The 18,896-nt window shown below is 41.4% G+C and carries 18 protein-coding genes; 15 read left to right on the top strand and 3 right to left on the bottom strand.

Translation table 11 applies throughout. The features are described 5' to 3' along the window. The first annotated feature begins 186 nt into the window (after window positions 1–186). The 12 genes from GW828_RS17960 (at window position 187) to GW828_RS17910 (ending at window position 12,560) form a co-directional block, all read left to right on the top strand. Window positions 187–1,050, top strand: a complete 864-nt coding sequence (locus GW828_RS17960; RefSeq protein WP_273058528.1) for a hypothetical protein — start codon at window positions 187–189, stop codon at window positions 1,048–1,050. A gap of 124 nt (window positions 1,051–1,174) precedes the next feature. After that, entirely contained in the window at window positions 1,175–1,630 is a 456-nt protein-coding gene (locus GW828_RS17955; RefSeq protein WP_273058530.1) for a hypothetical protein, read from the top strand. 355 nt (window positions 1,631–1,985) lie between these two features. Further along, a complete protein-coding gene (locus GW828_RS19295) occupies window positions 1,986–2,192 on the top strand; it encodes a KTSC domain-containing protein (protein ID WP_353681934.1) in 207 nt (68 codons plus the stop codon). A 716-nt stretch (window positions 2,193–2,908) separates the two neighbouring features. Then, window positions 2,909–3,232 (top strand): hypothetical protein, encoded by a 324-nt coding sequence (locus GW828_RS17950; RefSeq protein ID WP_273058531.1) that lies wholly within the window; start codon window positions 2,909–2,911, stop codon window positions 3,230–3,232. Between the two features lie 801 nt (window positions 3,233–4,033). Beyond that, on the top strand, window positions 4,034–5,293 hold the full coding sequence (locus tag GW828_RS17945; protein WP_124015628.1) for an efflux RND transporter periplasmic adaptor subunit: 1,260 nt from the start codon (window positions 4,034–4,036) through the stop codon (window positions 5,291–5,293). A 66-nt stretch (window positions 5,294–5,359) separates the two neighbouring features. Then, window positions 5,360–5,581: a hypothetical protein gene (locus tag GW828_RS17940; RefSeq protein ID WP_182697819.1), complete on the top strand. Its 222-nt coding sequence runs from the start codon at window positions 5,360–5,362 to the stop codon at window positions 5,579–5,581. Window positions 5,582–5,771: 190 nt separating this feature from the next. After that, window positions 5,772–6,470 (top strand): ABC transporter ATP-binding protein, encoded by a 699-nt coding sequence (locus GW828_RS17935; RefSeq protein WP_124015630.1) that lies wholly within the window; start codon window positions 5,772–5,774, stop codon window positions 6,468–6,470. Window positions 6,471–6,488: 18 nt separating this feature from the next. Then, the gene (locus tag GW828_RS17930; protein WP_124015631.1) at window positions 6,489–7,802 is read left to right on the top strand and encodes an ABC transporter permease; all 1,314 of its coding nucleotides are present in this window, start codon (window positions 6,489–6,491) and stop codon (window positions 7,800–7,802) included. A gap of 24 nt (window positions 7,803–7,826) precedes the next feature. Then, complete coding sequence (locus GW828_RS17925; protein ID WP_124015632.1) at window positions 7,827–9,035, top strand: ABC transporter permease; 1,209 nt, start codon at window positions 7,827–7,829, stop codon at window positions 9,033–9,035. Window positions 9,036–9,151: 116 nt separating this feature from the next. Beyond that, entirely contained in the window at window positions 9,152–10,591 is a 1,440-nt protein-coding gene (locus tag GW828_RS17920; RefSeq protein WP_182722081.1) for a sigma-54-dependent transcriptional regulator, read from the top strand. Continuing rightward, window positions 10,591–11,922 carry a sensor histidine kinase gene (locus GW828_RS17915; protein ID WP_273058613.1) on the top strand — a complete coding sequence of 444 codons (1,332 nt, stop codon included), beginning with the start codon at window positions 10,591–10,593 and terminating at the stop codon, window positions 11,920–11,922. The genes GW828_RS17920 and GW828_RS17915 overlap by 1 nt, the downstream gene beginning before the upstream one ends. Before the next feature lie 254 nt (window positions 11,923–12,176). Beyond that, window positions 12,177–12,560 carry an MAPEG family protein gene (locus tag GW828_RS17910; RefSeq protein ID WP_124015634.1) on the top strand — a complete coding sequence of 128 codons (384 nt, stop codon included), beginning with the start codon at window positions 12,177–12,179 and terminating at the stop codon, window positions 12,558–12,560. 95 nt (window positions 12,561–12,655) lie between these two features. Here the strand turns inward: GW828_RS17910 and GW828_RS17905 are convergent, their stop codons facing one another. Beyond that, window positions 12,656–12,901, bottom strand: a complete 246-nt coding sequence (locus GW828_RS17905; RefSeq protein WP_182697821.1) for a hypothetical protein — start codon at window positions 12,899–12,901, stop codon at window positions 12,656–12,658. A gap of 113 nt (window positions 12,902–13,014) precedes the next feature. On the opposite strand from GW828_RS17905, the gene GW828_RS17900 reads away from it, so the two are divergent. Then, on the top strand, window positions 13,015–13,602 hold the full coding sequence (locus tag GW828_RS17900) for a uracil-DNA glycosylase family protein (RefSeq protein ID WP_420542435.1): 588 nt from the start codon (window positions 13,015–13,017) through the stop codon (window positions 13,600–13,602). A gap of 35 nt (window positions 13,603–13,637) precedes the next feature. On the opposite strand, the gene GW828_RS17895 is transcribed toward GW828_RS17900, so the two are convergent. Both GW828_RS17895 and glnD read right to left on the bottom strand, forming a co-directional pair. Next, complete coding sequence (locus GW828_RS17895) at window positions 13,638–14,138, bottom strand: YcxB family protein (RefSeq protein WP_124015637.1); 501 nt, start codon at window positions 14,136–14,138, stop codon at window positions 13,638–13,640. A gap of 170 nt (window positions 14,139–14,308) precedes the next feature. Continuing rightward, window positions 14,309–16,954 (bottom strand): [protein-PII] uridylyltransferase, encoded by a 2,646-nt coding sequence (gene glnD, locus GW828_RS17890; RefSeq protein ID WP_182697823.1) that lies wholly within the window; start codon window positions 16,952–16,954, stop codon window positions 14,309–14,311. Window positions 16,955–17,035: 81 nt separating this feature from the next. Here glnD and GW828_RS17885 point away from each other — a divergent pair, with 81 nt between their 5' ends. After that, window positions 17,036–17,749: a 16S rRNA pseudouridine(516) synthase gene (locus GW828_RS17885; RefSeq protein ID WP_182697824.1), complete on the top strand. Its 714-nt coding sequence runs from the start codon at window positions 17,036–17,038 to the stop codon at window positions 17,747–17,749. Window positions 17,750–17,813: 64 nt separating this feature from the next. After that, complete coding sequence (locus GW828_RS17880) at window positions 17,814–18,770, top strand: LysR family transcriptional regulator (protein WP_273058542.1); 957 nt, start codon at window positions 17,814–17,816, stop codon at window positions 18,768–18,770. Window positions 18,771–18,896 lie beyond the last annotated feature (126 nt).

Below are 18,896 nucleotides of genomic sequence, written 5' to 3'. Positions count from 1 at the left end.
TTTCTCCTGTTGGTTTAGTCACCTTAAGCATACCGCTGATGCGGCTTGCTAGGGAGGAGGCTCAATGAGTATCAAGAAATTCAACAGGACTAAAAACAGCGGGCTGTTCGCTACGCTACCATTTTAGCCCGCTATTTTTAGCCCGTTAATTAGGCGTTATATTTCATGTGATTTTTAAGGACAAAGATGCCGGATACAAATAATCAATATTCATTCTTTCAGAAACTAATTTTAGATATTATTCCAAATTTCAAGTGGCCACTGCTGGTCTTGGTAATTTGGTTTTTAATGCCAGAAGATTTTGGAGAGAGTTTTAGTAAGTTTGCTAAAGACAATAATTTGAAAAAGCTCGGAATTGGGACAACCGTCATGGAGTTGGATCCAAATAAAAAAATAGAAGAGATTAAGATTGCTAATGAGAAAGCTAATACTACTGAAAATGTAGCAGAAGCTCTTAAAAATATTAGTAAAAAGGCTGATTCAGAATACAATAAAGAGCTTGAAAAATTAGCCGAATCTCTAGACTCTCTCACAGAACAGTCAGCCAAGATAGTTAATCAAAACTCCAAAATATTCGTTCCAAATGAGAATTTAGGCTTAAGTTTCAATGAAGGTAAAAAGCATACTTTTAATTTTGAAATATATAAAGGTGAAGAGCTATCGGTTGACATTTCCATTGGATTTGACTCTTTGCCATTTAAGTATGAGTTCGATTTGTGCGATCCATCCGGTTACTATAAAAATCTTAAATCAGTTAGCTTTGATCCAAATAGAGTAGTCACTGGCTTAGAATACAAAACTGATAAAGTTGATTGTAAAAGTGCTGTCACTGTAGCGCAGCTAAAAAGCGGTTCTTACATGTATGCTTACGACTTAAAAATATTAAATGGTTTTAATATTGCAAAGGCAGATGGTTTTGATGTTTTTCTTCCATTCACTTCGAATAAAGCTATTTCCAACGCTTTGTTCATACCGGGAAGTGATCCTGAAGTATCGAGTAAATACAGTAGAAATAAGTTAGTAGAGAGAACTTTAGTTTACGTCGAATAAAAATATAACAAACCGCTGTAGTCGGTCGCAAGCTCCCTGGGACAATAACACGTGGGCTCAGTCGCTTCGCTCCAAATTTTAGCCCACGTGTTATTGCCCCTAAGCGGGGCGTTAGGTACTTCTAGTGTTTAAGTGTAATTTTAAAGTTTTATTGATATCAATTATTGGAATGCCATTCATTGCATCAGCGCAAGATGATAAGTTGTGCGAACACTTAATTTCCTTTGCTAGCAAATCAAAAGTCGGTAAACCTTTAAAAGTTAAATTGATTAATGATTGGGCTAACTTCTCAAAGAGCTGTGAACATAATGAAACAGAGGAAGGTAAGGAGTTCTGTAATTACTTAATAAAAAACACTTCAACTGAACTTATGAATCTTAATTTATCAAGAGTACTGAGTTGTAGTGTAAATGATTTTAATTTTGGTAGTGTTCACCTAGATAAAATATCAGGTGAATTTTCAGTATTTGAAACACCTAGCTTAAACCAAGATATTACATTGAATATAAATTTCTCAATTGGCGATGATGTAATAAAGGACTTTATAGAAATCAACGCTGAAAATGAGCCTGTAGAATAAGTACCTAACAAGGCCATAAAGTAAACGGATACATAATAGTTGGCTGTGCTCGTTCCTCGCTATTTTAGCCAACTATTATTTAGCCGCTTATGGCGGCGTTAAATGTACAAGGAGTCAAAATGTATACCGGATATTGGATCGATGATAATTATATATGGGGACCAGAGGAATCTGGTAAATTTTGGATCGACGATAACTATATCTGGGGACCATACAATTCCGGAAAATGGTGGATAGACGACGGGTATATTTGGGGCCCTTCAGATAGTGGAACGTTTTGGATAGATGATGGCCATATCTACGGCCCATCAAAAACTTTGCCATGGCTTAAAAAATAAAATTTGGAGATCAAGGAATGACTGAGTGGGTTAATGTAAGGTCTACCGCGATTCGTCGTATTGGTTACGACTCATCAACTATGAAAATGTACATAGATTTTGAGGATAGTGACCCTGTTTATACTTTCTGTAATGTACCTAGAAATATCTTTCAAGAATTTATTAATTCTCGATCCAAGGGTCAGTATTATCATCGTTATATCAAGGATCGGTACGATTGCTAACGACTCAAACATTTAACAAGTCAATGTTGTTCGGCCCTATCGCGCCCGGACTCGCTGACGCTCGCCGCAAATTGAGGCGTTAATCCATAGAAATTTTAATCCTAAACTTACGAATTAGATTTGGAAACCTAACTCGTTTCTGTCCACAAATGCGTTATATGCTTTGCTTGAAAATGTACAAATTCAACCCTTAACTTGAGGCCGTTGAAGAAAATAGCGTGAGCTGGCCATGGATGTCCCGCTAGCTTTCGAGGTACAGGGACGCCCCATCGGAAGCGTTAGCATTTTCGAATAAGGTCGAAGACGGCTACAAATACGGTTTAAAGCTGGATAAATTTCCGTGGCAATTTTTTCGCTGCTGTTGTTTGGTTAAATAGCGAAAATGTTGCCGGAACGGCAGGGGTGATCCAAGAGGGGATTGCTGTTGATTCCCTTTTGGCCCGTGCAGGGTGGAACCTTGCGATCTTAAGCGTTAGTGGCCGCAGGCCATATCTTAAAGCAACGTTTGTCTAAAAAATGAGTTCGCCTCAGCTTACAAATGTGTAAATTCAACCTTGAACTTGGAGTCGTTGAAGAAAATGCATATAGCATTATGTTAAGTAAAAGGTACCTAAAAATGTATATATGGTATCGATCAAGTCCAATAAGTGATTTACACTTTCTAAAACCGCGCACAGATAAATACTAAAACATTATTTTTTTATGGATATTTTATAATGGATATGACTCAAAAAGAAGTTGCAGTTATTAAAGCTGCGATTAAATCACGAAACAAAAGTAGACTGTTCCAGCCTGTGTTATTCGCTATTTTGGTCGTTATGTTGTTGGCTATGCTTTTTGGCTCATTGTCAGGTGATGAGTTTACTTATGTGGCAATCCCATTGGTTTTTCTGACAATTATGTTGCCACAATTAGGTGGTTCTCCAAAATATAATGAGCTAGTCGATATACTGGAAAAGCAATTACCCCAAAACGACACAATGGAAAACATTTTGTCTCAAGAATTAAATAAGATACAAGCTAATCAAAAAGCCAAATAACTGTAGTTTTTGGGAATGCTTGTTTTAGCTATTTGTCGTTTACTTATTTTTGGCGTCAAACCAAGTTGAATGGGTTTGTTGGCAAAGTAAATCAGTATGTCTCGATTTAGAAATTTAGTGTGGTCAGAGTAAACTTTTATAAAAAGTAAATTGAAACATTGGCTTCTCTAAAATGCTTCTGCCTATAAATGACTTAGATACCTCAGCTTGAAATGTACAAATTCAACCCTTAACTTGAGGCCGTTGAAGAAAATAGCGTGAGCTGGCCATGGATGGCCCGCTAGCTTTCGCGGTACAGGATGTACCATCGGAAGCGTTAGCATTTTCGAATAAGGCCGAGGCGGTCTACAAATGCAGGTCAAAGCTAACCCCATGGCGACCTTTTCGCTGTTTGAAAATGTTGCGGGGCGGCTGGGAGTTCCAAGAGGGAACAGCCGTTAGTTTCCTCTTGGTCTGGTGTGGGCGAAGCGCCACGACGTTAGTGGCCGCAGGCCATAAGTACAAAAGTACAAAGCAAAACAAACACCTGGATCCCGGCTCAAAAGCACTACCGGGACGACGAGAAAACTGTTAATAAGATAATCCCCCGCTATACATAAAACAAAGTGTCCGCTCGGACACTTTCTCAATGACCGGACAGTTTATACATCTGTCCGCGGACACTTTTAGAGTGTTCGGTTATCTTTTTAAATACTTATCATTATGAAAAATAACAATAAATAACTATTGGCATGGCTTGTGCTTTATCTTGGTATAAATGTGAAGTTGTGGGTGCGGTTTGTGCGTACCTAAGGAACTAAGATGATTAAAGACACAAGTAGCCAAGATACTGTTATTGCGCCTAAGTTAGGTCGTAAGTTGCGCTTACCCTTAATTATAGGTGGCGGTGCAATATTGATGAGTGCATTGGTGTGGGCGAGTTTGGGCCATGACAGTTCGGTGCGTTCAGTTGATGGCGCTGAATTACGCTTAGCAACGATCACTCGTGGAACCTTAGTTCGTGATATAGCCACTACCGGTAAAATAGTGGCTGCTAATGCGCCGATTTTATATAGCACCGAAGAAGGTGTGGTGACTTTACTGAGCCAACCAGGTGATGAAGTTGAGCAAGGACAGGTAGTCGCTAAAATTGAGAGCCCACGTTTGCAAAGTGAATTACAACAACAGCAGTCGATGCTTGAAGGGATGCAGGGCAGTTTAGAACGTGCCAAGTTAGACGCCCGCCGCGAGCAACTTCGTGTCAGTCAGATTTTAGACATGGCGACAGTGGATTTAGAAGCTGCGGATCGTGAAAGCCGTCGTGGCGATCAATTGATTGAGTCGAGTTTGATCAGCAAAATCGATTTTGAAAAAAGCAAAGATGATTTACACAAAGCTAAATTACTGCATAAGCATGCCCAGCAAGAAGTTGAGTTAATGCGCGATACCCTGAGTTTTGAAATTAAAAACCGTACTCTTGAAGTACAACGTCAAGATTTGGTGGTGAGAGAGTTAACTCGTCAAGCCAATGCTCTGAATATTATTGCTCCGGTTAGCGGCATTATTGGTAACTGGCTGGTGGAGCAAAAAGCCCGTATCGGTCCGAGCCAGCCAATGCTAACTGTGGTCGACTTAACCGCCTTTGAAGCAGAGCTTGCGGTGCCAGAATCTTATGCCGATGAGTTGGGCTTGGGAATGGATGTTGAGTTGAGTTTTGGTAGCGTTAATGTGGTTGGCCAATTGTCGTCAATTTCACCTGAGGTGCGTAACCGCGAAGTGACTGCCCGAGTGCGTTTTGCAGACAGCAACACCTTATCATTACGTCAAAACCAGCGTTTATCTGCCCGAGTATTACTGGAAAACAGACCCAATGTGTTGATAGTAAAACGCGGTGATTTTCTCAATCTTGGCGGTGAAGTAGCCTATCAAGTGAATGATGCGGTTGCTCATAAGAAAACCGTCAAACTGGGGGCACGCAGTATGAGCCAAGTTGAAGTGATTGAAGGCGGTGACGAAGGGGATGTTTGGGTGATATCAGGTACCGAAAGCTTTAAAAATGAACCTAATATTCAGATCCGCTAAGCAAGTCTGCAACTAAGTTAATGACTTAAGCACATAACGAAACACTCAACTGAGTAAGGACATTCAATGACTTTTATTCAACGTAGACAGCTTATCGCACTCGCTGCTTTATTTGTTCTCGCAATAGCTGTGAGTTATCGCATTGATAATCATACCGATTGGTTATCGGTGAGTTTGCAGTTAATTGACATGAGCAGCCAGGTTTCAACTCGGCTAACGGGGGTCAATCCGGCCGTTCGCTTGCATATTGATATTAGCGACATGGTCAACATTAAGCTGCTGTTTTAGCCTCGGCTAGCGGGTACTGTCGCTGGCAGCACTAATCAAATCAGCGACCACGACATATCACCTAAACCGATAATAACAACACTCATAGCATTAAAAAAAGCATTAAAAAAACAGTATTCAGATTAGTAAGATTCACATTATCAGCCATAAGCGCTGGGATGCGACAACCGAATTAACCAAGGAAGCCATTATGTTATCCATGAAAAACATCAGTAAAGTATTCAAAACCGATTTAGTTGAAACCCATGCGCTACGTGACTTTAATCTGGAAGTGAATGAAGGTGAGTTTGTGGCAGTGACGGGCCCATCAGGCTCAGGTAAAACCACTTTTTTGAATATTGCCGGTTTACTTGAAGGGTTTTCATCTGGGCAATACAGTCTTGATGGCGTCAATGTATCGAATTTAAGCGATAACAAAAGTGCCAAAGTGCGTAATGAAAAAATTGGCTTTATATTTCAGGGGTTTAATTTAATTCCTGATCTCAATTTAGCCGAAAACGTCGAAGTACCATTACGCTATCGCGGTATGAATGCCAGTGAGCGTAAGCGTCGAGTCGAGTCAGCATTAGAGCAAGTGGGTTTAGGTGCGCGAATGAAGCACTTACCGACACAATTATCGGGTGGACAACAGCAACGCGTAGCGATTGCGCGAGCATTAGCGGGCGAACCTCGATTTTTATTAGCCGATGAACCTACCGGTAATTTAGACAGCTTAATGGCGCGTCAGGTGATGGAGCTGCTTGAGAATATTAATCAACAAGGCACCACCATTATTATGGTGACTCACGACTCCGAACTTGCACGTCGCGCGCAGCGCAATATTCAAATTGTCGATGGCCAAGTATGTGACTTTTCCATGTATCAACAAGCTGCTACAGGCACGCGATAATCGCATAAGGGGAATATTATGTTTTTTTACTATTGCGATTTAGCATGGCGAAGCATACGTAAAACGCCGATGTTATCGATGTTAATGGTGTTAGCCATCTCGATTGGGATTGGTATTACCATCACCACGTTAAATGTCTATAAAACCATGTCTTATAATCCGGCAGGTGATCGCAGTGAAGTGATTAACTCGGTACAGTTGTGGAGCCAAGGATTGGATACGTGGGATGAGTTTATTGCCAATATTACTTATATCGATGCGATGAATTTGCGTAATAACGATGAGTTAAGCCTTAAAGCTGCCAGTTATCGTACTGGGTTAGCTTTGCAGTCTGATAACCCAAAGATTGAACCAGTATTGCAAAGTGTGCGAGTTACCGACAGAGACTTTTTTAGGATTTTCTCGGTACCATTTTTATATGGCAGTTACTGGGATGCCAGCGTTGATTTACGCCCAGCTTACCAAGTTGTCATTAGCCAAAAGTTAAATTTACGCTTTTTTGAAGGCAAAAACAGTGTGGGTAAAACGGTGTTTTTAGATCGTAAGCCTTATCAGATTGTGGGGGTGATTGAAGATTGGAATCCACAGCCTAAATATTACGATCCAACTAATGGCGCATTTAATGATGCTGAAGAAATATTTATTCCTTTTTCGTTAACCGAACAAGAAGAGTTTGATGTGTGGGGCAATACCAGTGGTTGGAGATTTGAACCCATGCTCACTTACAAGGATCGATTAACGTCAGAAAAAGTGTGGATTCAATTTTGGACCGAACTCAAAACCGATGAGCAAAAACAAAGTTATTTAGCTTGGTTAATCCGTTATGTCGAGCAACAAAGAGCCATTGGCCGCTTTACTGATACGGCTAAAACCGCTGGCGAATCAGTGCAAATTAGCGATATCAGCAAATGGCTTGAAGATAATGAAGTGGTGCCCAAAGATAACAAAATATTAGTCGGTTTAAGCTTACTGTTTTTAAGCGTTTGCTTAGTCAATATTCTCGGTTTATTGCTGACTAAATTTTTAAAGCGTGCGCCTGAGGTGGGGGTCCGTCGTGCGATTGGCGCTAGCCGTGGACAGATTTTTAGCCAGTACATGGTCGAAGTGGGCATGATTGGCTTTATTGGTGGGGTCGTCGGGTTGTTATGGGCATGGGGTTCGTTAACGGCGCTACACAGCTATTTTTCAGTGGACCAAAGTGTCACTGGGCTTGATCTCAGTATGTGGTTTATCACCCCAATTATCGCTATTTCAACGGCGATATTGGCAGGGGTTTATCCTGCATGGGTGGTGTGCCGCACTAAACCCAGCGTGTATTTAAAAGCCCAATAACGGATTATAAACAAGGACATCACCATGCTACATATCAAACCGATTTTATCCAGTTTACTGCGCAGTAAAAGCGCGCCGGTTTTATTGCTATTACAGATCATTTTGTCTGTTGCGATTGTCGCCAATGCTAGCTTTATTATTAACGAGCGTTTGTCGTTAATGCAGCGTGAGTCGGGCTATGCAGAAGATCAAATACTCACATTCAGTGTTTATAACTTCGACCCAGCCGTTGATAATCTTAAGCAAAATGAGGTTGATCAACAGATTTTACGTTCACTTCCTAATGTTATTGATGCCAGTTCTAGCAATATGTTGCCCTTAAGTGACAGTGGTTGGATGGATCGCTATGTTGACAGCCCAAATGAAGATACGGCCAAAAGCACTCCAGGTTTTGCATTTTACTTGGGTAATGAGCATTTGCTCAATGTGATGGGCGCTAAGTTAATTGCCGGACGCAACTTTACGGCAGATGAAATTAATACCAGCTTGAGTGATAGCGGCATGCTGGCGCTAGTGTCGCAACCTTTAGCTAAAGCCTTTTGGGGGGATGAATCGCCGCTGGGTAAAACCATGTATCAAGGAGAGCAAAGTGTTACCATTATTGGCGTGGTTGATAAACTGCAAGGGGCTTGGGTTGATAACAAGAACTTTGAATACAGCGTGATCCAAAATATTGATTTTGGCGGCAACAGCAGTAATAAATCTTATATGGTACGGGCATTACCTGAACACATCCCCGCGTTAGAAAACGCTATCCGAAAAGCCCTGCATGCTGAAAATCCCAATCGGGTTTTTGATAACTTTCAAACTCTGAGTGAAATCAGAAACCTGACTTACAGTAACCACCGTTTAATGGCAACCGTATTAAGTATTATGGTGGTGTTATTGCTACTCATTACTGCGCTAGGATTAACGGGTATGGTGATGTTTAATATTCAACGTCGCACCAAACAAATCGGCACTCGCCGTGCATTGGGAGCTCGTAAGCGTGACATCATTGAATATTTTATGGTTGAAAACTATCTGATTTGTATTGTCGGTGGTGTTATTGGCGGTATGTTATCACTTGTATTGGGACAGCAATTAATGAAACTGTATAGCTTACCAATGGTGCCGGTAGTTTATCCGATAGCATCTGTGGTTGGCTTACTGATAGTTACCACACTAGCGGTTATTATTCCCGCGGCTAAAGCGGCCAATATTTCACCGGCGATGGCGACGCGCAGTGTCTAGAGTCATGCTGATTTTATTCGCAATCTAGTTAGCTTTGCGCTAGCGTGCTAGGCTAGCAAAGGTGCTCAATCGACATCGCGTTTTGGAGTTTAACCAATGAGAATTACATTATAGTAATGGATAATATTTTAATTGTTGACGACAACCATGCCATTTGCCAAGCCCTTGCGCTGATGATTGAACTGCATGGCTATCAGGCTATTTTTTGTCACACGCCAGAAGCTGCAGTTGAGATTGTCACTCATAAAGAGATCTGCTTGGTGATCCAAGACATGAACTTCAGCCGTGATACCACTTCGGGTGAAGAGGGCAAACAGTTGTTTTATGGTTTACGTAAATTACAGCCTAATTTACCGATTATTTTAATGACCGCTTGGACTCAACTTGAAACTGCTGTTGAACTGGTTAAAGCGGGCGCGGCTGATTACATGGGTAAACCCTGGGATGACGCCAAGCTGCTCAATAGCATTAGCAACTTATTATCTATTTATCGATTATCACAACAAAATAGCCAATTAAGTCGCATACACAGCGAACGGATGTCGGCTATTAATGGTGCTGATTTATGTGGGCTAGTATTTGGTAGTGGTGCGATGCAGCGCTGCGTTGATTTGGCGTTACAAGTGGCACGTTCTGATGTGTCGGTAATGATCACTGGCCCAAATGGCGCGGGTAAAGACAAAATAGCCGATATTTTGCAGGCTAATTCGCCATTAAAAGATAAACCTTTTATTAAGGTCAACATTGGCGCTTTGCCGCTAGATTTATTAGAGGCTGAGCTATTTGGCGCAGAAGCCGGCGCCTTTACGGGGGCCAATAAAACTCGTATGGGCCGTTTTGAAGCGGCTGATGGTGGCACGTTATTTTTAGATGAAATAGGCAATTTGCCTTTGTCTGGTCAAGTGAAGTTATTGCGAGTGCTGCAAACGGGTGAGTTTGAACGTTTAGGTAGCCATCAAACTCGTAAAGTCAATGTACGGGTAATTAGTGCCACCAACGCCGATTTAGCCGATGACATTCTCAATGGGCGATTTCGTGAAGATTTGTTTTACCGTTTAAATGTGATTGAACTGAGCGTACCACCATTACATCAACGCCAAGATGATATTTTACCCTTAGTGAAACATTTTATTGGCACTAACTTTAGTCTTGATAAAACGACCCAGCAGGCGTTACTTAATCATTGTTGGTCAGGTAATGTACGTGAATTAGAAAACGCCTGTAAACGAGCGGTATTACTGGCAAAATCTGCCCAGCTTACTCTGCACGACTTTGGCTTGAACCCGAACACGGCTAATCAAGTGGCTGCGGTTTCAAGACTGCATCATTCAAGTGAAGCTGTTAAAAATCAATATTTTGTTAATGATGCTCTTGAGCAGAATGAGTCAGATGATGCCAGTGCGGGTCTTATTTTTGAGCCTGATAAACAACAGATAGAAGCTGCATTAACCCAATATAATGGCGTTATTGCCAGAGTGGCTAAATCGTTTGGCTTAAGCAGGCAAGCCCTGTATCGGCGGATGGAAAAATACGCGATTAGAGTCACTAAGCCATGATGTTATCGTTACGCACTAAAGTCGTGTTAAGCAACATGTTAAGCTGCCTTTTGGCCGCAATGGCAGGGGCTTTAGTGTGGCTGACATTAGGTGATAACTCGCTATGGTTGGCTGTGCTACTAATGTTGGCTGTGTGCTACTTTTGCAGTATGTGGCTTACCAAGCGCTTAAGTGACAGCCTGCAAGCGTTAGAAATCGGCTTATTGAACTTTAAAGACAACGACTTTAGTGTGTCGCTGCATCCTTATGGTGAGCCGCAACTTGATGCTTTGGTGAGTTTATACAATCAAGCATCGGCAAAACTGCGCAGCGAACGACAATTTATTTATCAGCGCGAGTTAATGCTCGATAAAGTGATTCAAAATTCGCCAAATGTGATGTTATTAGTTGATGACTCTCAGCGAGTTATTTATGCCAATGGCGCGGCAAGACATTTGTTCAATCATGGCGTTAAAGTTGAAGGTATGTTGTTACCTGAACTGATTGCGATATTGCCAGAAGCACTTAAAACGGCATTAAATAGTGAGCAAGAAGGGCTGTTTTCGATGGGCAGCAGCTCAGGCGATAGTATCGATGAAAATGATGTTGAAACCTGGCATATTTCCCGCGGTCGCTTTACCCAAAATAATCAGCAACATCATTTAATTTTACTTAAACAACTCACTAAAGAGCTTAATCGCCAAGAAGTCGCCGTGTGGAAAAAGGTGATCCGCATTATCAGCCATGAGCTCAATAATTCAGTGGCTCCTATCGCTTCTATGGTTAACTCTGGTAGGTTTTTAACTCAACATTTAGACAATACTAAGCTGCAACTGATTTTTGATACTATTGAAAATCGCACCAGTCATTTAAGTCAGTTTATTTCTCATTACGCCCAGTTTGCTAAGTTACCTTTACCACAAAAACAGCTAATTGATTGGCCTAAGATTACCCAACAGCTGGCGCAGCAATATCCGTTTCAGGTGTTATCGGCTCTGCCGCAAATACCGATTAAGCTTGATTCGGTTCAACTTGAACAAGTACTGATTAACTTACTTAAAAATGCCCATGAATCAGGTGCAGATGCCGATACTGTTGCGCTGATTTTTGAAGATATTACCCATCCAGTTGCTGGTTTATTGATAAAAGTGAATGATCAAGGTTCGGGGATGTCTAGCGAAGTATTGTCGCAGGCACTGTTGCCCTTTTATTCTACTAAGCAGTCTGGTACTGGCATTGGTTTACCCTTATGCCGGGAAATCATTGAAGCTCACGGTGGCCGAATTAGCCTGCAAAGTCGCCCGGAAGGGGGCTTAAGTGTCAAAGTCTGGTTACCTGCTCAACAGAGTTAATAGGCGTTAGCGACTTACTGTTCAGATGGATGTTTATGTCATCACGCTAATGACTCAGCCGTTGATTCATTAAGCTTAACGTTTGCCCCTAACAATCGATCTCAGTGGAAAACAGTTTCAGGTAACCGTCAAGACAAGTGACTGAAATCTTGTGGATGTGTTAACTTACGATGGCGTAATAAGACGAGGTAAGTTGACTATTTTATCGATAGCATTGACTTGATAATACTAATAACTAATAAAAAGGACAGATTATGCAGACGATACTGATATGTTTATTGATTGCGATGTTATTGCCTTATGTGGCAAAAGTACCGTTAGCAATGGCAATGGCTAAATTGGGCAAATATGACAATAACCATCCGCGGTCGCAGCAAGCTCAGTTAACCGGATACGGTGCACGAGCGGCTGCTGGGCATCAAAATGCGTTTGAGTCGTTAATCATTTTTGGTATTGCTGTGTTAACGGCGTTAATCACTAATAATGTTACTGATATGGTTGCGTTATTAGCGATTGTGCATGTGGTCGCGCGGTTGGTTTACCATGTGATGTATTTATTGAATTATGGCACCATGCGATCATTGACTTGGTTTGTTGGGATTGGTGCATCGATTGGCATATTTTGCCAAGCATTTTAAATTTGAATCACCGATAAAAAAACGCCATAAAGGCGTTTTTTTATCGCGTTAGTTGATACTTTCACGATAGCGATAATATTTAGCGATAATATTGTTTAATCTAGGCTAGTAACCCGTTCATAGCCCATTTCAGTTAACTGGTCGTTCACACAGTCTAATAAAAACGATCCAACCTCAGATTCAGGTAGTTGATCTTCAACTGCAATTTGCTTACAAGCATCTTTTAAAGACACCACATCTTTTATTGGTGCTTGAGGAAGGGCAGCTGCACTAAAACTGATTGCTATGCTGCTGATGAATATTGCAGCTAATGTGGTTAGGGTAATACGGGATGCTTGCATGGGTGTTCCTTCTTGGGAGAACTTTATTATTTCGACAAATACTACTGTAGCTTAGTTCCCTTGGATAGGGTTATTTAAGGGCTTTTTATGATTTTATATGCAAAATGTATGGGATTGATATGACAGGGTTACTGACTGAAATCAAAAATTGTCAGCTTTGTGCTTCTAGCTTAGTTAATGGTGTGCGTCCTGTGGTGCAAATCGATCCCCAAGCGAGAATTTTGATCATTGGTCAAGCCCCTGGTCGCAAGGTACATCAGTCGGGGATCCCATTTGACGATGCCAGTGGCGACAGATTACGCCAATGGTTAGGCATCACCCGAGAGGTGTTTTACGATGCGAAGCAAATCGCTATCATGCCGATGGGCTTTTGCTTTCCTGGGAGCTATAGCGGTAAGGGCCCGTCTGGCGATTTACCGCCAAGACCTGAGTGCGCGCCTAAATGGCATAGTCTGTTGTTAGCGCAACTCGTAAATGTAAAGTTGATCTTGCTGGTGGGCCAATATGCACAGCAGTACTACTTAAGCGATAAACCGAAAACCTTAACCGAAACCGTACTGCAATGGCGCACCTTTGGGCCATGTTACATTCCACTTCCACATCCTAGCCCGCGTAATAATATTTGGCTGAGCCGTAATCCATGGTTTGAGGCTGAGTTACTGAGCGATATTCGTCAACGGGTGGCGATTGCGCGAGCGTAATCGCCAAGTTATTTATTGCTGGAATTGTGCCTAAACTATTGTTTATTTATGATAAAATCAATGGCGCTTTTATCTAGACAGCGCTTAGATAAATAAGTAGTGGTTTTTTCGAGCTTTATTAATAAACCGCTATCCGTTTCAGTAATCCGATAAATATCAGTCCATAAAATCTGTTGATTTACATGCAGCGACTGACTGTTGATGCCTTTATCATCGATGGTCAGACTGACATGTTCTCCTGCCGCTTTACTCATCATTTGACGCCATAACCACCAGGTTTTATTAAAGCGAATACTTAAAAATTCAACAACCGCTAAACCAATGAAAAAGTAGCCTAAATAGTAGGTTTCTTTGGTGCTCATGGCCGCAGAACTGATAGCGTCGAGCATTAAAATTGCCAAACCAATCAGTGCAAACACAGCGGTTTTAATAAAACGTTTTGGTGACGGATTGGGATTAACTGATTGCTGATAGCATTCTTCAAAGTACGACTTATCGAGTACATATTCAGCAGTATAACGAAAGGCTTGTGACATGATGACCTAATGAACGGCAGTTGATGGGCATGATTATCGCATAGTCATCTGTTTGCTCAAAGTATGCTTAAGGGTGAAATAGGTGGGCCATGGCGGTTAAGCCGCTCATGACCCAGTAAATCAACATTATTGAATCATATTCTTATCTACTTACTAGCTTGTAAGCCTTGCTATTGTTTGGCGGTAATCGCTTGCATTAATGTTGCCGACAATTGCTGCTGTTGTTCTGGGGTTAATTGTTGATCGTCTTTATTGGATAATAAAAACACATTGTCTGCACGTTCGCCGACCGTACTGATGGTGGCAGAATGAATATTTAAATCCAATTCCCTGAACGCACTGGCAATTTGTTCCATAAATTCACTAGTGTCTAGTGCGGATACATTAACCAAACTACGAGTCGATTTGCGTGAATGCAAAAATTCGATGTTAGGTTGATTATCAAAACTTTGATGCCGTCTGGACTGACGCTTTTTCGACAAAGTAATGCCCTGATCAAGTACTTGATGTAACTTATCAATAACTTGTTTGCGGCGTTGCTCGCTAGTGATGGGTTTTTCGTCGAAGTCGAGTACCTTAAATGACTCGACCACATAGCCATCTTTGGTGCGGGCAATTTGTGCTTGTTTAACCGAAATGCGTAATGTTGCTAAGGTATTGAATAATTTTACAAATAAGCCGTGGCGGTCTTTGGTGTAAACAAACACATCACTGCAGCCTTTTACCACCACATCGTCGAGTAAAATAAGGGTGTTGTATTGATTATCTGTCGCTGGCGCAAGATCGTGATTAATCATTGCTTGGGTATAGCGGGCGATATCATCAGCTTCGGCATTACTGAAAAAGGCGATAGGCAATCGACGCCATAATTTTTTAATCTCTTCGCTGTTGTTTTCATCAACCAATAAATTGAGCGCTTCTTGTTTGTGCTCTCGCACTAAGGTTCGCAGTTGCAGAATATTTTCAAAACCACTTCGAAGTGCTTTGCGGGTGACAAAATATAAGTCTTTTAGCAGTGATGCTTTCCAGTCATTCCACAGATCATCATTGGTTGCCTGAATATCTGCAATGGTAAGGCAATATAGAGCATCTAAACGGGCTAATGTGCCGACTTTTTTGGCAAAAGCATTGACCACTTCAGGATCGTAGATGTCCATGCGCTGTGAGGTAATAGACATTAATAAATGATGTTCTACTAACCAGCAAATGAGTCTTTCTTGTGAGGCTTTTAAACCATGGAACTTGGCGAATAAACTGGCATCGACAGCGCCTAATTCACTATGATCTCCGCCGCGTCCTTTGGCTAAATCATGGAATAATGCGGCAAACAAGAGTGTCGATTTATTGGACATTTTTTGATAAATATCAGCTGCTAATGTGAGATCTTTATCTAAGGTTTTGATGTCGTGGCCGTAAGTGTAAATATTTTTAAGCACTTTGTGGGTGTGTTCATCAACAGTATAGGCATGGAACAAATCAAACTGCATCTGGCCAACGACTTCACGCCATTGCGGCAAATAAGACGCTAAAATACCGTGCTGATGCATTAAGGTAATCGCCAGTCCCATGCCTTGAGGGTGAACAAATATCGCTTTAAATTGTTCACGACACAGCTGAAAGTCTTGTAAGTCGCCCATTAAGCGGCGTCTCACTTGGCGCAGTGAACGTAGCGTTTCTGCGGTAATCCCGATAATTTTGTCGTGATGAATCGCGATAAATTCAAATAACGCCATAATCTGGGTGCGATCGATAAACACGGTTTCATCTCGAACATGAATGTATTTATCGACAATTTCAAAATTCTCGTTAATCACAATAATGTGTGGATTGAGCTCTGGAATAATTTCTCGCTGGAAATAGGCCATTAAAATTTTGTTTAATTCGCCGATGCGCTTCATGGCGCGAAACAGCTGGCGCATCATTTTTTCGATAGCAATATTGCCGCTTTCGCCGATGGGCATACCATCACCAAAACCCATTAATTTTGCCACTTCAGCTTGGTATTGCAACAACAAACGATTTTCACCACGCTGGGCTGATTGATGCAAGGCAAAGCGCACCCTAAATAAAAAGTGTTGGCATTCCATTAATTCAGCATATTCATCATTGGTTAAAAAACCAAAGCGTCGAAGTGATTGCATGCTGGATACGCCGAAATGCTTGCGAGCAACCCAGGTAAGGGTTTGAATATCGCGCATTCCCCCAGGGCTGGTTTTAAGGTTGGGCTCAATGCTGTATGAGGTACCTTGTGCTTTGGCATGACGCTCTTGCTGTTCACTGAGTTTGGCATTAAAAAATGTTTGGCTTTGCCATAACTCTTGGCCGTAAAGGGCATTGAGAACTTGTTGCTGATGGTGATGGTTACCGGATAAATGGCGGATTTCCAGTAAACTGGTTGCAATGGTTACGTCGTCTTTACAGGCTTGATATGTGTCGTCTAAGCTGCGAACTGCGTGACCTAAATCAAGGTTTACATCCCATAGTTGGGTAAGGAATTGGCTGATAGCGGCCGCTTCCTTAGGTGTTAATTGGCCATCATGGATAACACAAATATCGATATCGGAGAAAGGGTGTAAGGTTTGGCGGCCATAACCACCAACAGCATTAAGCGATATACGCGCAGGGTCTAATTCGAAGGGGTGCCAGAGTTGGCATAATAGAGCATCGAAAAACTGCGATCGCTTATTCAAGGTGTCGTTAATGGCACTCTGAAAAATGTTATCTTGTAAATGTTGATCCAGTGACTTAATCGCCTGTTTTAATTCGGCGCTAGTCATATCTGAGCGCAAAACTGTACTAGCAGGTTGCGAAAGCATGTTACTCCTTAATGTTTTTGCCTTTTAACAGAATAAGGTATTCTTAAACAAATTGGTATCATTCTATATTGGTGAAGTTTTATGGTGTCTAAACGAGGTCGACTCGATCAATTTATTGCTGGCACGTTACAGATCCCTAAAAAAGCCGTGCGCGAACTATTAATCAACAATAAAGTGCGTGTTGATGGTCAATTTGCTAAGTCACTAGATTTACAAATTGATGAGTTTACTCATATTGAGTGTAATGGTGTGGTGCTACGTCATTATCAAAAACGCTACTATATGCTTAATAAGCCTGACGGAGTGGTCAGTGCCACGATTGACGATAAGCATCCGACGGCATTGGGGCTAATGACGGGCATTAATACTGAGATGCTGCATATAGCTGGGCGATTAGATTTACATTCTACTGGGTTATTATTGCTCACCAATGACGCTAAATGGTCGGAGGCTTTGATGGCTCCAGATCATAAAGTCGACAAAAAGTACTTAGTCACCTTAGCCAATCCGCTGGATCAAGCATATGTTGAGGCCTTTGCGAATGGGATGTATTTTGAGTATGAAAATATCACTACGTTACCGGCACAATTGATGCTTTTATCTAGTCATCAAGCTCGAGTAGTGTTGCGTGAAGGTAAGTACCATCAAATTAAACGTATGTTTGGTCGTTTTCGTAATCCGGTAGTTGCGCTACATCGCGAATCTGTGGGCGATATTGTGCTGGATCACACTTTGTTAGCTGGCGAGTTTCGTGCATTAACAAAAGCTGAAGTTGATAGCGTTTTTCAGCACTAGATCAATTTTTATTATTTGAATACATGTTAATTTAATCGCCTCATTACAGCAGATTAGGTGATATGTGGATATTCAAGCATTAAAAAAAGTCAGCGAATTAGACGTATTTAGTTTGTTGGTGTTTAAGCTTATTTACGAGACAGGCTTTGCTAACTTTGCCGCCAAAGAGCTTGCGGTATCTGCACCTAAAATTAGTCGATGTTTAACATCGTTAAGAGTGATTTTTAATGATGAGTTGTTTTTTCGTCGCCAACAGGGATTAAAACCAACTCCATTAGCTGAGCGCTTGTATCAGCCAGTATGTCAATTGTGTGACATGGTAAGTAAAATTGAGCGTGTGGCAGATGAAAGTCAAAATCACCATCAAATGCCCATTCTACATATCGCTGTCTCGCCCAGTATTATTACCAGCGTTGCCATAGCACTCAGTAAATTGCCTCGTAATGTTATCGGTAAGGTGAGCCTTCATAGCTGGCAAGTTGACACCGAAGAGTTGATTTATAATGGTGAGCTCGATTTTGGCATTGGCTTTGATACTCAGAATGCTCATGGCCTAGAGGCTTCCCCAATTGCCAATGTGAAGTCTTTTTGTGTAGTGGGTAACGTTAACCATGAATTTTGGACTAGTGTTGACGAGATTAAATTAGAAAATATCATTCAACATTCAATTGTGTATTTAAGTTGCAAAGGCTTTAACTGCCGTATTGATCCTTTGGAGCTTTATTGTCAAACCCACGGGTTGTTCATCGAAGATATAGAGTGCGTCGCTAAGCTAGAGGATTGGTATTGGCACATGCTCACCATGGACAGTTTGGCGATAACGATTTGCAATGAAGGTTCGTTTGCACAGCAAATTCCACAACTGCGAGTAGAGAAACTACCCGACAGTGAATTTAATAAGCTTAACAGCGTTATGGCGATGCCAAGTTATTGTTTAATTGAGCGTGCAGAGCATTATCGTCGTTACTCGTTAGAGACCAAGCAAATGATAATTGATATCACTAAGTCATTGTTGATATAAGTATTTATCATTTTATGAAATAAGATCCAGCATGATTAACGTGTGATCTGGATCTTTTTTATATATTAACGAGTAAATTCAATGTGTTACGGTTTTTTATTTATCCTCTTATCTTCATTTGTATTT

The sequence above is a fragment of the Shewanella vesiculosa genome (genome assembly GCF_009994065.1).
Classification (GTDB): Bacteria; Pseudomonadota; Gammaproteobacteria; order Enterobacterales; family Shewanellaceae; genus Shewanella; species Shewanella vesiculosa.
The sequence above is the reverse complement of the archived record's forward strand: the minus strand, read 5'-3'. Positions and strand labels throughout refer to the sequence as shown.